This window comes from Acaryochloris marina MBIC11017, from assembly GCF_000018105.1.
In the GTDB taxonomy this organism is placed as follows: Bacteria; Cyanobacteriota; Cyanobacteriia; order Thermosynechococcales; family Thermosynechococcaceae; genus Acaryochloris; species Acaryochloris marina.
On record NC_009925.1, the window covers coordinates 4995705 to 5011377 of the forward strand.

Here is a 15673-nt window from a genome sequence, read left to right on the forward strand (position 1 = left end):
CTTCCTTAACGGCCATAGCTTCAGCAGATAGCCTTGCGATGGACGTGTCCTATCCAGTGGGGGGGACTATTTAGGACCCTTCGCAAGGCTGTCAGTACTGTATCAAGGGGAAATCACCAACACGATGACCCAGAAACCAAGGATTGGTGAGCGTTACACCCCCTTGAAGTGATTTCCATCACACCTATTTTGCCGTGAAACGGGATAGGCTCTTCAAATCATCTAAAGCAGACCAGGGAATGGCTGTAGCCAGGACAGACGGTTCTTAATGGTTTCTGCCCCTAAAGCAAGACAAAATCGTGTTGATTTCAGACATGAATTCTTCTGATCAAGGGGTTAGGTTTTTGGGGCCGCACCGGGGGCAGCGTCAGGTTTTTGCCTTATCCATCTCCCATGCAGATTCGATCATGGGTGCTTTGCATGACCGGTATCGGCATTTACCAGACGCCAAGAAGATTGCTGTGATTCAATATTGGGCGGATATGGCTGGATGGTGGGAGTCAGAGGGGGATTGTGCGATCGCACCCCACGATACCGAAAGACTCATTGAAGGACTGGCCAGTCTGCAAGCAGAAGAGTTTGATAGCGACTATCATCTAGCATCAGACTTGATGGACTCTGTTCATGGTCTACATTCCTTCCTCCATCAACATTGGATTAAAGGAGAGATAGTTTACATCGAGAATCTATAGAGTTGCCTAAATGGAACATATTAATCCCCTGTTGACCACCTAGGCAATACCGTTCGCAATGGGAAGAAGATAAGGTGTATAATCGCTCAACGCGAAAAGGTGATTAGCTGACTAGAGCCATATCACGAATCAAAGTTAGACGGCTCTGAATATAAGCTTTAACCGTTTCTAATTCATCATCCGTTAGCTCTTGTCGTTCTGCCAATCGCTGGCTGAGCAAATCAACCAGAGCATGATCACTGGCTCGTAGAAGCTGATGGTGGGGAATCGTATCAACCAACTTCCAGACTTGATTTAGAAGAACTGGGGGCATTGCTCTTAATCTTGGGGTGTTAAAGAATGAATTGAAAACTGTTAAGTACCTTGATCAAGGGCTGGTGTTCTCTTCTGCAATGAAGCTATCACCCCATCACGGGATACTAGCCAACTCTCTTTATCCAGCCTAATGGGTTTGCGATCGCACTCAAGCAGTTGTCATATTTATTCCCAAACACAACAGCCACATTTAATATTTCTAGATACAGGGACCCTCGTCAGCAAAGTCAAACGATACCCAAAACCCTTGGTGTACATGCAGTTGAACGAACTCAATTCAATCGCTTCAGGAAGGAAGGATTAACGTCCTCTTCTCATAAATGCAACACAAGTTGTCAAGATAGATAACGCCCAAACAAGCTTCCCCCATACCTCTATGCCAACGAAATTTCATCCCATGGGGAAGCCATCCCCTTTTCAACTCATTACACGGTCGACTCTACAGAGTTTGAACGGGGCAACATGTCGCCAAGGGCCACCTTTGTCATACAACAAGAGCGCAATATTGGTTGGATTCAGCCATCTCTCGAATCAGCAATAGATGGGAGTCGAGATATTGTTCAAGGCTGGCGCGGTCTTCTTCTTTTAAACAGGACCGATGCTCGAACTGCTCTAGCAACCATGACACTATCCGAGTATCATCCCATCCAAGCAGGGAATAGGTCGGCAGTTCTTCAATCAATTGCCAAAGGTCATGGAGCAGGGAAGGAGACAACACAATAAAACACCGGATGATCTACGTCTGCATAAATTCGTTCATTGGATAATAGCTTAATTTTTTCTTTAGATTTATGCTGACCTGATCCTAACTCTGGCATTTAATGTCGACAGTATAAAGACATACATCTTTACAAGGTCATCAAAAGGCTAATGGAGGAGCAGTGATGTCTTCGGCAGGGCAATTTTATGTCTCTTTGATGGCTAGTAACTTTGTATGCAGGACTGCACTCATTGCATATCCAGAGAAATGGGCATCCTCTTGTTATAAGCCTCAAGGTTTAACGCTCCAAATTTCACATAACGATTTATGCCATTTGTTGCCATTGCTTTAAATGTTGGTTTGCTACTGGCCTTTTTTGCCATTCACCAAGGGGTTGTTCGCCTAATAGCTAGGAGAGATGGTTTTAGGCCAATCAAGCATGATCTAAAACGGCTGGGACCAGTACTTGCGGCTTACCGTTGGGGAAGTGTGCGGATTGGACCATCATCTCGCTGGGGCCGCACTGTGAATGTGACGCTGTTTAAAAACCATATCCACTTGAAGTTGATCAAGTTTTTTGGCGGTGGGGAAATCTTGATCCCGCTAGACTATGCCAGTTATTCCTTCTCGTATTGGATGCATGGTGAGGTTGTTGATATCACTGTCAATGGCAAAACCTATGCCTTTGGTCGAGATATAGCCAAAATTGCTAAACAATACTATTGCTGAGTTAGCTATTGGGAATTCCCATCCAGCTATCCTTAGTAGCTCGAAAACATCATCAATTTTTAGGTGAATAGGTCTCAAATGGTTGATTCGGAGGCATCCCCATCTCCAGCAATGTGGAAATAGGTCCAATAGTCTCGCCAATATTGAAGGACGACCAACAGTTGATCAGGACGGTATAATGTTTGGGGCCTCTCTGCCTTTGAGTGACCCAGGTGATGGGTGTCCCATGTGTAAGTTTTAAGGTTTGCTTTTTGACTCCAGTTCGTCTCTTAAAGTTTTTTGTGCTGAGCCTTTGAGCTGTTTCGCCATTCATCGGATATGGCGCTGAATAAGAAAAACATCAGGTTCAACACCATATCGCAAATCCAATATGTAAGAGGTCTATTGAGTCGTGGAAAATGAGCTTGTCCTGTCTATCGTCCGATGGTGATGGCCTAAGCTCGTACAATCCCAGGCAAGACCTGGTATGTGCTTCCCTCAACATTAACGATCCAGTCTTTAGGGCTGAGTGCTGAGATGAATTTTCAATTTACCCGGATGCTTAGTCATGCTGTGATTGGGGGCATACTCTAAAGGTCCGCTTTTTTGTCCCTATTGATGGTACTAATAGAGCCAAATCCTCTTTAAAAAGTGGGTGAGATAGTGGCTGCTTTTTTGCCTATCCCAGTTTTCAGTTTGTTGGATTGTTTCTGCTGACGAAATCCTTATCAACTCATGCAATACCCATTAACCCTTAAATTCAAGCTTTGGGCCCTCGCCCCTCAGATTTTTGTGACAGATAGTACCGGCAGTCTAGTACTTTATGTCAAACAGAAACTGTTTAAGTTAAAAGAACAGATTACTGTCTGTGCTGATGAGGCTCAAACCCAACAGCTCTATAGTATTAGTGCTGATCGCATTATCGACTTTTCGGCTCGGTATCACTTTCGCGATCGCTCGGGCCAAGAACTGGGCTCCGTCAAACGCAAAGGCATGAAATCTCTCTGGAAAGCCCACTATGACATTGCTGCAGGGCAATCAGAAGCCCCTGTTATGTCGATTCATGAGGAGAACCCTTGGGTCAAAGTCATGGATGCCCTATTTGCGGAAATTCCGATTTTGGGTATGTTTACGGGCTATCTTTTTAATCCCACTTATTTGGTGACCCGCTCTGATGGCACCGTGGTCATGCGCTTTAGTAAAGTCCCCGCTTTTTTGTCTCGAATTTTTACGATCAAACAGGTGGATCAGATGACGGAAGATGAGCAGCAAATGGCCGTCTTAAGCCTGCTAATGATGATTTTACTAGAGCGACATCGAGGCTAAAACCCTAATGAAAATCGGCGTCCCACACCCCGATATAGATCCGATCTTTCTCATTGCGCTGAATAATCCCTTTTAGCTCACCGACCTGAAACTCGTATTCACGGGCCTGTCTTTGGTAAATCAAAGTTAGTTGCTCCATCACTTCTACTGGAGGACGGTCTTTGAGCATGCCTTGCAAGGCCAAGCGGAGAGTGTCGAGTCCTGCTGATTGGGCAAAAGCGGCTTCCGTTTGTCGCAATCGCTGGGTATCTGCATCCAACAAGAAACCAAAGTCTGCTTGATGAGGGTGGAGGTTTTTGTACAACAGTCCATAACTATTCGGCCAATAACCTGGACTTTTCAAAGTGGGAGGACCTAAGGCAGCCTGGATATCTGTATCGGTTACCCCGACACTAAAAACCGGTACCCTGCTATTTTCGGCCAACAACACAACACCACCAGACGCATTAGGTGGTGTTGATTCTATTGGAGTCGGGGTTGATTTAGGTGAGGCGGATGGACGCTCCTCGATCTGAGTTGAGGGTACAGGAGATTCAGGGGAGATGGAGGGTTGATTGGCCGGAATCTGAACGTCTTGTTCAGGCGATGAAGCTAATTCTGTTTGGAGTTGGCGATGCCTAGAGACTGCCCAGATAGCACTACCGATGCCCAATCCGCTGAGGAGAAGGATGCCGATGAGTTTCCAAGATCGACGGATTGGTCCCACCGAGTGTTTAACCCCTGAAAGATGCTCAGAATGCAGAGGAACCTCTTCCGGGACTGTTGCTGCTGGAGTAGAATCCTCTTTGTCTAGGGGAAGGGGATTCAAAATGTGGGAGATATGTTGCTCCAGCCAAGTCTGGTCAAATACCAGTCGATAGATTTGGTTAGCCACTTTAACCTGCTGACCGTCTTGAATGAGAAGCCCCAAACGCAGCAATTCAGCTTCTTCTTCTCCCTGGATGGATGGGGCTTGCAACTGATGCCAAACAACTTGATAGTAGGTCAACAAATCAATGGGATCGCAGTTGGGATTTTGGAGAACTTGTTCTTCGATGCTGCTGAGATGTTTCGTGGCAAATCCAGATCGCCAATTATGAATAATTTGGCTCTGGACAAGCTGTTCTACAACAACGGATTCTTCTCCAGCTTCAACGAAGGAACTTGTGCGGACGAGGTGGGCGACTTTTTGGTTGAGTACAGAGTGATTGTTGGTCCAGGTAAGAATGGCTTCTAACAGTCGATAGGGATAAGCTCCAGCTTTACTTAGATTGAGAAATTGAAGTCTAATTTTGTCGTAGGGATGGAGCCTATTGCGTTCTCTCTGAATCCATTCAGCATTAAAAACGGACCGAAACAGGGGATGGGCAATGATAAGGCGGTTATGGCGAAGGGTGACCAGACCCAGGTTAAGTAGTGCCGTTTGTTCTAAGTCTCCAGTGAAGGGAATATCGTAATGGGTAAGAATTTGCTCGTAAATCTGGAGGAGGGAGTAGGGGTTGGCGAGTTCATTTTCTAGTAGGTATTCCCGCTGATGCTGCCAATATTCTGGGGTATCGAAGTTGATGGCCTGATCGGTTTCAGATGGCTGGGATTGAGGGGTGCCCTGGAGATGGGTCAGGAAAAAGTTAATTGTTTGGAGCTTAATCCAACCATTGGCTACGGCTAGGACACCAAACTTGAGTTGGGTTAGGTTTTGTTGCTCTAGGAGGTAGTCAATTTGGGTATCGGTGAGGAGGTGGGCTTGGCGTAAATATTGCTCGAGGGGTAGCGGATCAGGATCGTGAAAGAGGGTGGGCCATTGCTCAGCGAAAAAATCAGCAGTGGGTTCTTTTAACCAGCCATGTTCGCAAAGAAGATCACCAAGGCGATGCTGATTGATGGTTTGTTCTTGAAGGGCAAGACTGACTTGAGCAACAGAGATTAATCCGGCTTGTTGGAGGACTGCGCCAAGGGGCTTGGTGGATGCTGAAGGCATGATGATGATCAGCTTAGGGGCTGTCTCAGGGGGCTGGATACTATGACTCTAGTCCATGGAATAAGTTCTAGCTATAAAAATGATTTCAAAAGACTAAATTAGGTTATCAATTGAGGAATTATTGGCAGAAGAGAATTTAGTAGACCTTATCGGAAATAGCTGAAAGCCTTACTGGGAAAGCGTTTTATTTTTGGAGAAAAATCGACCTCAAAGACTTACGACATAGACGTTTGAAGTTATTCTCACCCATTTTATTTCCGATAAGGTCTAGTGGCTTTGCTGGATGTGGAAGGCTAATAGCTTTGTAAGGCAACGATTGAATATGAGAGTGAGCTGTACGGTCGTTCCTCCCATTGATAGCTTATTGGCAATTAACAAATGAAGTGCAAACGTTTGCATCTAATCTGATTTTCTGTAAGACGGCAACTAGGGAGCTGATCGTTATCCCTAGAGAAAAAGCTAATCTAAGTTAGATCATTATTCTTTTGCCAATACTGCGTAATTCTTTCTATTGACTCTGAAGAAAGAGTAGCACTTCAAATAGGGAATTAAAGCTGAGACAAGATGGTGTTGGCTGTTTCAATGGTCTCTAGAATCAAGAAATAACTTGAAACAATCAACATCTGCCCTCAAGTTACTTATCAACCCCCTGAAAGAAATGCTGATTGATTGTATAAATACTGAATTAAGGATGAATTATGGATGACCGACCAGTAACTGAATTAACTGATGGCGAGAAGAAAGAGCTTACTGCCCTTCTTTCTAAGTTCTTCCAGGAAAAGTCGATTGACACGAAATCGTTGATTGTTGATGTATCAACAAAAGTAGATCGTGATGAAGAACTATCCTCATCAACTAAAACAAAGCTCTTTTGCCGATGGGGGTGTTGGTCTTGCCAGGGGCCAGGCCCGTTCCCAGGAGACCCTTGTTTTCCATGGGGTAAATGTTGGGATTGTCGTTAAAAACGACTCTAAATCCAAAGAACAACTGAATTGTTGACGATATATACTTAGGATTCCGGTAGAGTCAAATATCTTCAAGGCGTAGTGTACAGTGATGTTGACTACGCCTTGCTTTTGGGGACTACAATTTTAAAATGACTCAACATATTCTGAGGTCATATGTACAACTGGGTAGTGCAAGTCTATTCATTGGCTGGACTATCTTCAGCATTGATGTTAGGCACGCTATAGCTCAGGCTTTACCAGATGCTTCCCTGGGAGCAGAGCGTTCTATAGTTACCCCCAATGTCAATGTTAATAATCGCCCTGCTAGTCTTATTCAAGGGGGAGCTGTACGCAATTCGACAACAGTTTTCCACAGCTTTGAGCGTTTTGATATCCCCAAAAATCAAGCCATCTTTTTTGATAATCCCTCAGCTATACGCACAATTATTAGCCGAGTAACAGGTAACAACCCTTCTCAGATTCTTGGGACATTAGGACTTTGGAACAACATTGCAGGGACAGTTGGTAATGCTGATTTATTCTTCATTAACCCTCGTGGCATTGCATTTGGTCCTCAATCCAGCTTAGACCTGAATGGTTCGTTTTTAGCTTCAACAGCAACCTCCATCAATTTCGGGAAAGAGTATCAGTTTAGTACTATCAATCCAGCTCCTCCTCCGATTTTGACAGTAAATATCCCCACTGGCTTGCAGTTTTCGGGTTCTGAGGCAGCTATTCTAAGTCAGGCTAACGTTAACCCTGTTAATCAAACGTTTGGATTGAATGTTCCGCCTGATCGAACCTTAGCGCTGGTTGGAGGGAACATCATAGTACAAGAGGGAAGGCTTTTAGCTCCTCAGGGGCGTATTGAATTGGGTAGTGTGAAAAATGGCGAAGTTGGCCTTCTGCCCCAATTCAATAGTTGGAAACTAGACTATTCCAACATCGAAAACTTTCAAGATATATTGCTTGAACAGCGGTCTGTTGTTAGTGCGACCGGCGTAGGGGGAGGTGAGATTCGTTTGCAGGGCAGGAATGTTCTTATTAATAACAATTCAAGGATTTTTGCGACAGTGAATTTTGGCTTTACCTTAGGAGGTACATTAGAAATAGATGCTTCTGAAATTTTTCAGATTAGTAATGGGAGCGGTGTTTTCACCTCTACTTTGGCAGATGGTGATGCGGGCAGTATTTTAGTCAAAGCCAATAAAGTGTTATTAAAAAATGATGCTGCTATTGTTACAAATTCTGCTTTTATAGATTTTGATTTTTTTCAAATACGGGCTAATGGAAATAGCGGCAATATTTATATTGATGCACCAGAATCAGTTGAAATTATCAATAATAGTCAAATCTCAACAACAACGAATACTCCTGGAGACGCTGGTCTAATCAGTATTAAGACAGGCAGGCTGATTGCCAGTGAGTCTTCATTATTCCCAGCAATAAACTCTGTGGCAGATATTGGTAGCGAGGGCGAAGCAGGTGATATTAACCTGTTGGCAACTCGATTTATTCAAATTGATAATAGCTCTGTTTCTACTTTTACGGCTGGTCTAGGAGATGCTGGAGATTTAACAATCAATACACCAAAGCTTCTTTTGGCAAATGGAGGCAGACTTGAGGCTTCAACATTCGGCTCAGGGAAGGGGGGGGACATTGCTGCTTTCGTATCTGATCAGATTAATATTTCAGGAAATACTCCAAATGCAGACCAACCTAGTGGCATCTTTTCCATAGTTGAGGTGGGAGCAACTGGTTCAGGTGGTCAACTTCTCTTAAATACAGGCCAATTAAGCATTGAAAAAGGTGGCCAAGTTTCAACCTCTACTGCTGGTCCAGGAGTTGCTGGCAAGATCGATATTAGGGCATTACAAGGTGTTAGCTTAGCTGATCCTGGAAGTGGGGTGTTTGCCAACACGACTGCGACCGGACAAGGGGGAACAATTTCATTTGATACCCCAAATTTCCTGATTGAGAAGGGGGCTGTCGTCAATGCCAGTACTTCTGGAAATGGTCGAGGAGGTAGCATTTTTGTCCAGGCTAATCGTTTCACGGCTCGTCAAGGCGGCCAGCTTCTATCTACAGCATCTGGTCAGGGGCCAGCAGGGGACATCACTTTACAAGTAAGGGACAACATCACCTTAACTGGGGCCAATAGTGGATTGTTTGCTAGCACTACACCAGATTCGACTGGGGCTGCGGGCAATATCTTTATCGATCCAATACAGGTGTTGATCGCCAATGGTGCAGCGGTGTCAGCGACTAGCTTAGGTATGGGTGAAGGGGGAGATATTCAGTTGCGCGCCCGTAATTTAACTCTAGACCAGGGACAGATTACGGCTGAAGCGGCAGTGGCCCCAGCAGGGGATATTCAGTTGAATATTGACAATTTCTTATTGTTACGAAATGGCAGTTTGATTTCGACGACTGCTGGAGGGGATGCTACGGGGGGCGATATCAATATTGATGCTCAACTCGTTGCTGCTTTTCCATTTGAGAATAGTGATATTACGGCGAATGCTCTTAGTGGTCCAGGGGGAAATATCACTATTACGACTCAAGGTGTTTTCGGCCTAGAGGTCCGAAACACCCTTACGAATGCCAGTGATATTACGGCGTTTTCTCAAACTAACCCCCAACTCAACGGTATTGTCGAAATCATCACCCCTGAAGTGGACCCTAGCGAGAATCTGTCTGAACAACCCGAAACGGTTGAAAAGCCGACGGAGATTGCTAGGGGGTGTAAAGCCCAAACGGCTAGTAGTAGTTTTGTGAGCAAGGGACGTGGTGGTTTGCCCCAAAATCCAGATGCTGCTTTGAGTGGTGAGGCTATCTGGCAGGATCTACGTGCCCAGGAAATCCAGCCTGCTCAGCAACCCATTAACCAAACATTGCCTCAATCTACTTCACAGACATTTCTTTCCTCGACATCCCAATGGGTAGAGGCTAAAGCTTGGCAAAGATTATCTAATGGAAAAGTAAAGCTTGTGGGCAATTCAATCAATCAAAATACTTTGCATCCTGTGCCCACTTGCTAGATCATGTTCTCTTTTTAGTGCTCTGTAAGGGAAAATCTAAAGCCGCTGTGATCTGAATTACAAACTTATGTTAATATCCGCATAATTTTTTGATGCTCCTCTGAGAGCTAAATAGCTTTGGTACTACTGAAAATAATCATCTATAAAAACTTAATTAGAAACCTAAGTTCTAGAAAATGTAACTTAACCATTGAATTTATCTCTCAAATAAATTCAACCTGGATTATTCATGACATTTTCAAAAACTTCCAAAATTCTTTCCCCATAATGTTTTTAGCGATCTAAAGAGTGTGACACCTTGATCTTTTTTAAGAATTCCTGAACTTCTTACCCATTAAGGACTTGAGAAGTGTTCTGTTGTTCCTCGTGAATAATCCAGGTTAAGCTCTCTTTTTAGACTCTTAAAAAAGTACACTATACAATTCCAATAACAAAAAATATAGATATCACCAATGCTTTTCTTAACAACTTCATGAGCACTTCAGACTCTTTATACAGATCATAAAATTAAATTGTAACTTCTCTAAATATAGCGGTTTTCAGAATTATAGAAACACCAAGAACCTTCCTAACAAGACTTTAAGCTGATCATGTAGTTTCAATAGTTATGAAATTCGCTATAAGCAAGAATAAATATAGAATCTCACTTACATTTCAATTTACCGGGAAATTATAGCTTATATAATGGAGGTTAGCTAAATATTAAAACCTATACAACAAGAGATAATCCTTTGATTTTACAAAAAATTATGGTTATTTTATAGTATGAATAGCTCAAAAAGTTGTTCAAGTTTTAGTTCCTCTTCTAGACTAATAAAAGTTTTGAGAGTGCTTTCTGGAGTTAGTGTTTCTATTGAAGAAATAGATTCAATAAATAGGGGTATTATTGATATAGTTAGTGGCTTCGTTTGTTCTCAAAGCTTTGACAGACTTACTGGATTAAAAACATTATTAATTCGGTCTGATAAGGATGAGATATTTCTGCTCTCGAATAATGGTGAATCTATCCTCAATGACAACATTATTTTTACTCTTGGTAATTTAGGATTCTTCAACAAGCCAAAAAAGATTTATGTCAAGAATATTAATGATTTTTATGATATTTTTAGAGATGCTGCAAAGCATAATCGTTTTTTAGACTGCATCTACAATCGTCTAACAAGAGAGTTGAATTATGTAAGATTATCATCAACAGATATCGCGATAAGCTCAGAATCAAAAATATCAAACTCGGATTCTTTACATCAAAATACTTTATCTCACATACCACTACCTTTAAAAATCTATTTTATTGGTGACTTTACTAAGAACCAAAAGGTTTGTTTTCAGCTTGCCGCTGAGCGTTGGGGGGAAATTATTCATAATAATTTACCAATAGTCAGATTGCATGGAGAGATTATCGAAGGTGTTTTGATTTACGCAGTAGCAGTTGCCCTTGATGGTGAGAGTAAAATACTTGCTCAGTCAAGTCCGCTTCATCTCCGGAAGGAAACTTTACTACCTGCAACTGGAATAATCGAGTTTGATAAAGATGATCTTTCTAGAATAGAGGATAGTGGAAATTTAGTTAGTCTTATATTTCATGAAATAGGGCATATTCTCGGCTTTGGAAGCCTCTGGGAGAAAAAGGGATTGGTGCAAGGCTTAGGGACAAGTAACCCCATCTATATTGGTAAAAATGCGATGCGGGAATATGCGAAATTAGTAGGGTATGATTTCCCTATTCCTATTCCTATTGAAAATTCAGGAGAAAAAGGATCACTTTATGGACACTGGCGAGAATCCATTCTTGGAAGTGAAATAATGACCAGCTATTTAGGTAAAGAGTACAACCCAATTAGTAATATTACCCTAGCAGCTATGGAAGATATTGGTTACTCAGTCAACTATAGTGCCGGAGATTCAGTTCTATTAGCTAGTACTGACAATTACAATAAAGATGGCAATAGGAAGGATAAAAGATGTTGTAGGTTCTTCAAAAGAGATTTTATTTTTGTATAACAGAAAAAAAGAAATTCTAGTAAGGAGACATTATGAGTGGTCCTCAAGATACTTCACTTACATCACATGGTTCCGGTGATGGTGGTACTTCAAAAGATTTACTTGATCGAGTAGTTTCTACTTCTATCTTACTGAAGTTTCTCGAGATTTTTGAAGGTGCAGAACTTAAGTTGTCGCAAATTATAGATATTTCCAATGGGGTCATTGATTTTGTTACTGGGCATGTTGTGACTCAAAACTATGCTACCAAGACAGATAAGGCAAGCGGCTCTAAAACTGTTGTTTCCCGACAAGTTCAGATCCAGACAGCACATGAAGGAAACTTTACTTTAACAACCAATGAATCTGTAAAGTTAAGTGATTCTGCCATCAAGAGCTTAAGAGATACAAATAACACCTACTTATTCAATAAAACAGATGATATTTATGTTAACGATAAAAGTCTTGAGTTTGCTCAAGATTTGCTACAAGAGGCATCAAGATATGGCCAACAAGTCACTTGCGTTTATGATCAATCCAATGGAGATATTCTTTTAGTTCGAATAATTTCAAATCCAACATCTATTTCAAATGACAATAGATCATTCCCTTATATTCTCTCAGCCAGTGGCCCCGGAGTTCCTTCCCCAACACCCCAACCAACCCCTCATCCAACACCTCATCCGCGCCGATAAGAAGACATAATTTAACTAGAGCTTGCTGAAAGATTAAAAAGTGCTAACTAGCTTGTAAGGAAAATATTTTTACAAAGCCAATTAACGATTTTTTCGGCGTTGTAATTGATTTTAACTTACATAAAGTTACTTAGCATAACTTAAAAAATGCGCGATCATACAAGTTTTTTAGCTCTTGATTTACTTCTTCAACAAGCTCTAATTAGCTCTGGGTAATGAGTAACATTTTTTTGTATTTAAGCGATTTATTATCTTGACAGATATGAGACTTATATTGAGAAAGGTTAGTGAGAATTTGGAAGCTCTGTTTTCTCTTCGAAATGTAGTTATTGCTTCAATAGCTACCAGCACTTTTTCATTTGGCCTTTTACATGACATTGGTCTAGGGGAAGCTCAATCTATTTCTATAGATGGTTCTACTCCTACAAATTTAACTAATTGTATTGATAATTGTACAATTAGTGGTGGTTCTTTGAGAGGTAACAACCTTTTTCACAGTTTTTCTGACTTCGGCGTTAACTCAGGCTCAGTAGCAACCTTTATTGATCCTGGTGTAGTTAATATATTTAGTAGAATTACTGGAGCAAATAAATCTAACATTGATGGCTTAATTAGAGTTTCCGGTGGGAATGGAAACCTATATATATTAAACCCAAATGGATTTGTTTTTGGGAAAAATGCGAGCCTAGATCTTAGTGGTTCGTTTATTGCTTCTTCTGCCAATTCTGTCCAGTTTGGCAATCAAGGCTTTCTAAATATTGCTACAAATCAGATATCAAATTTAACTATAAATCCATCAGCTTTAATTTATGACCAAGCTGGGAAGGCCATAAATGTAAATGGAGCACAGCTGACTGTAAATGACAATCAGAATTTACTATTGTTGGGTGGAGAGGTCAATATTAGTAATGGGGCAAGTTTGGGAGCTTTTGGTGGCCGGATAGAGATAGGAGGGTTAGATAAGCCAGGAGCTATTCGATTGAATCCCAATAGAGGATTTAGTTTGCAATATGTCAATGGTACAAGTCTTTCAAATATTTCAATTTCTGATGCACTTCTTGATGTTGCCGCTGGCAACTCAATAGGTGGAGGATCTTTGAGGATTAGTGCAAACAACATCAATATAGAAAATAGCAATTTTTTTGCTGGCCTGCTTTTTTTGGGAGAATCTGAAACACGATCTGGAGATATTGAGTTTTCTGCAACAAATGACATAAAAATTATTAATAGTTCCATTGAGAATCGTTTATTTGAAAACAATCAAGGATTCTCCGGAGATATTATTATAAATGCTAATAATCTGCTTCTAGACTCTAGCAGCGTAAAAGCTGATCTTGATTCTGGTGCCCAGGGCAGTAGTGGTGAAATACGAATAAAAACCAATTCTCTTAATTTATCTAATCAATCATTAGTCTCGACCAATATCTTTGGAATAGGAAATTCAGAAGGTATTAGTATATTTTCTAATGGTGGCATTTTCATAGAATCAAGTTCTATCCTCAGCAACCTTGAAAACAATTCGCAGGGAGTTGGTGGCAAAATATCTATTCAATCTAAGGAGATATCTTTATCAAATCAGTCATTAATATCTACAAATCTTTTTGGAGAGGGTGCTGTTGGAAATATTGGTATTGTTGTTGATAGAGCCTCTCTAAACTCAAGTAGCATAGTAAGTGATGTTGCTCAGAATGGGAAAGGTAACGGTGGCGAAATTTTTATTACAGTTCATGATTTATCTCTAGTTAACAATTCCTTTATTGGTTCCAGTACTTTTGGCGAGGGAAATACAGGAAAGATTTCTATCCTAGCTGAAGATAAAGTTAATCTTGAAACCAGTTTCATTCTTTCAAATATTTCTGCAGGTGGGAAAGGTAATAGTCGTACGATATCAGTCGATACTTCGAAGTTAATACTTTCTAACGGAGCACAAATAGGCTCTAATGTCAGCGCTTCATCTAACTTATTTCCAGGTGGGAATGGAAAAGGTGGGAATATAGAAATATTCGCATCAGAAATTGTTCATATATTTGGCGTTTCTAAGCTAGTAGGCCCATTTGAAGGATTCTCTAGTGGACTTTTCACAACTACGGATGAAGGAGCGATTGGTCCCGCTGGTAAAATCACTGTTACGACCGACATCTTTCGCATAACTGATGGTGCAAGTGTTAGTGCCCAAACATTCAACGCAAGCACTGGTGGTGATATAACCATAAACGCCAGGATTTTTGAAGCACTCAGGGGCGGTCAACTTGTTACCACCACAAGCAGTATTGGTGATGCAGGGAATATTAGGCTGAATGTTTCTGAGTCAATTTTACTTTCTGGCGATGATCCCACATTTTTTGTTCGTAAAGCAAAATTCCCTGATATAGTCCAAAATGAAGGATCGGCTAGCGGACTATTTGCTACCAGCCGTCCCAATTCAACGGGAAAAGCTGGGAGTATCATAATTGATCCTCAATCATTCTTTATTAGCAATGGGGCACAAATTGCTGTAAATAGCCAAGGCAATAGCCCTGCAGGTAATGTAAACCTGCAAGCAGGAAACTTAACACTTGACAAGGGAAAAATACTGGCTACCTCAACTAGTGGACAAGGTGGAGATATAAACCTTGATATTGATAATTTCCTCTTTTTAACCAATGGCAGTCAAATTTCTGCAACTGCTGGCAATCAAAATACTAGTGGTGATGGTGGCAACGTCACCATCAATACGGAACTTCTAGTGGCTCTCAATAATAGTGATATCACTGCAAACGCCTTCACAGGAAAGGGAGGTAATATTCAAATTACTACCCGTGGTTTGTTTCAATCCCCTGATAGTAATATTACTGCTAGCTCGGAAAGTGGTGTAAACGGTCAAGTTATTATCAATAACCCTGAAGTTGACCCTAGTGAAAGTTTGTCAGAACTACCCGAATCTGTAGAACCTCCTCAAGATATTGCCAAGGGGTGTCGCCCAGGTCAGACTCTTGGGGACAGTAACTTCGTTCATGTTGGGCGTGGTGGTCTTCCCCCAGGTCCCCACGAAGCCCAAACTCCATCCACCGTATGGAAAGACCTTCGCGCTAACAATCTCCAACCCTCTTACACAACCACTGTAGATACTTCGCCTACGCCTTCAGCCCCTGAAATCTCTAAAGTGGGTCCTGATATCGTAGAAGCAAAAGGCTGGAGCAAAGATTCCCAGGGTCGCATTTACCTAACCGCCAACGTTCCCCAACCTGTTAACAGCCCCCAACCCATTGCAACTTGCTAGACACCCCAGATTGACCGAAAATAAATGTCTAAATCGAGAAACTGGGCATTTGT

10 protein-coding genes are annotated in these 15673 nt (G+C 41.7%); 7 read left to right on the forward strand and 3 right to left on the reverse strand.

Annotated elements, in window-relative coordinates; all coding sequences use genetic code 11:
* The first annotated feature begins 314 nt into the window (after positions 1–314).
* Entirely contained in the window at positions 315–692 is a 378-nt protein-coding gene (locus AM1_RS22480; protein ID WP_012165201.1) for a hypothetical protein, read from the forward strand.
* Positions 693–795: 103 nt separating this feature from the next.
* Here AM1_RS22480 and AM1_RS22485 read toward each other — a convergent pair whose 3' ends face one another.
* Positions 796–1005 (reverse strand): hypothetical protein, encoded by a 210-nt coding sequence (locus AM1_RS22485; RefSeq protein ID WP_012165202.1) that lies wholly within the window; start codon positions 1003–1005, stop codon positions 796–798.
* Positions 1006–1491: 486 nt separating this feature from the next.
* Positions 1492–1725: a hypothetical protein gene (locus AM1_RS22490; RefSeq protein ID WP_041660180.1), complete on the reverse strand. Its 234-nt coding sequence runs from the start codon at positions 1723–1725 to the stop codon at positions 1492–1494.
* Positions 1726–2034: 309 nt separating this feature from the next.
* On the opposite strand from AM1_RS22490, the gene AM1_RS22495 reads away from it, so the two are divergent.
* A complete protein-coding gene (locus AM1_RS22495) occupies positions 2035–2436 on the forward strand; it encodes a hypothetical protein (protein WP_012165205.1) in 402 nt (133 codons plus the stop codon).
* Between the two features lie 714 nt (positions 2437–3150).
* Positions 3151–3741, forward strand: a complete 591-nt coding sequence (locus AM1_RS22500) for an LURP-one-related/scramblase family protein (protein ID WP_012165206.1) — start codon at positions 3151–3153, stop codon at positions 3739–3741.
* Positions 3742–3745: 4 nt separating this feature from the next.
* Here the strand turns inward: AM1_RS22500 and AM1_RS22505 are convergent, their stop codons facing one another.
* A complete protein-coding gene (locus tag AM1_RS22505) occupies positions 3746–5698 on the reverse strand; it encodes a hypothetical protein (RefSeq protein ID WP_012165207.1) in 1953 nt (650 codons plus the stop codon).
* Positions 5699–6794: 1096 nt separating this feature from the next.
* On the opposite strand from AM1_RS22505, the gene AM1_RS22510 reads away from it, so the two are divergent.
* From AM1_RS22510 to AM1_RS22525, 4 genes are all read left to right on the forward strand, one after another.
* Entirely contained in the window at positions 6795–9686 is a 2892-nt protein-coding gene (locus tag AM1_RS22510; protein ID WP_012165209.1) for a beta strand repeat-containing protein, read from the forward strand.
* 765 nt (positions 9687–10451) lie between these two features.
* Positions 10452–11687, forward strand: a complete 1236-nt coding sequence (locus AM1_RS37710; RefSeq protein WP_012165210.1) for a leishmanolysin-related zinc metalloendopeptidase — start codon at positions 10452–10454, stop codon at positions 11685–11687.
* A gap of 32 nt (positions 11688–11719) precedes the next feature.
* Positions 11720–12361, forward strand: a complete 642-nt coding sequence (locus AM1_RS22520; protein ID WP_012165211.1) for a hypothetical protein — start codon at positions 11720–11722, stop codon at positions 12359–12361.
* A gap of 274 nt (positions 12362–12635) precedes the next feature.
* Entirely contained in the window at positions 12636–15620 is a 2985-nt protein-coding gene (locus AM1_RS22525; protein ID WP_187152899.1) for a two-partner secretion domain-containing protein, read from the forward strand.
* The last annotated feature ends 53 nt before the right edge of the window (positions 15621–15673 follow it).

What these genes read in the sequence shown, in the direction of transcription:
- AM1_RS22480 (WP_012165201.1), top strand. Translation starts at nt 315, where the DNA reads ATGAATTCTTCTGATCAAGGGGTTAGGTTTTTGGGGCCGCACCGGGGG.
- AM1_RS22485 (WP_012165202.1), bottom strand. Translation starts at nt 1,005, where the DNA reads ATGCCCCCAGTTCTTCTAAATCAAGTCTGGAAGTTGGTTGATACGATT.
- AM1_RS22495 (WP_012165205.1), top strand. Translation starts at nt 2,035, where the DNA reads ATGCCATTTGTTGCCATTGCTTTAAATGTTGGTTTGCTACTGGCCTTT.
- AM1_RS22500 (WP_012165206.1), top strand. Translation starts at nt 3,151, where the DNA reads ATGCAATACCCATTAACCCTTAAATTCAAGCTTTGGGCCCTCGCCCCT.
- AM1_RS22505 (WP_012165207.1), bottom strand. Translation starts at nt 5,698, where the DNA reads ATGCCTTCAGCATCCACCAAGCCCCTTGGCGCAGTCCTCCAACAAGCC.
- AM1_RS22510 (WP_012165209.1), top strand. Translation starts at nt 6,795, where the DNA reads ATGACTCAACATATTCTGAGGTCATATGTACAACTGGGTAGTGCAAGT.
- AM1_RS37710 (WP_012165210.1), top strand. Translation starts at nt 10,452, where the DNA reads ATGAATAGCTCAAAAAGTTGTTCAAGTTTTAGTTCCTCTTCTAGACTA.
- AM1_RS22520 (WP_012165211.1), top strand. Translation starts at nt 11,720, where the DNA reads ATGAGTGGTCCTCAAGATACTTCACTTACATCACATGGTTCCGGTGAT.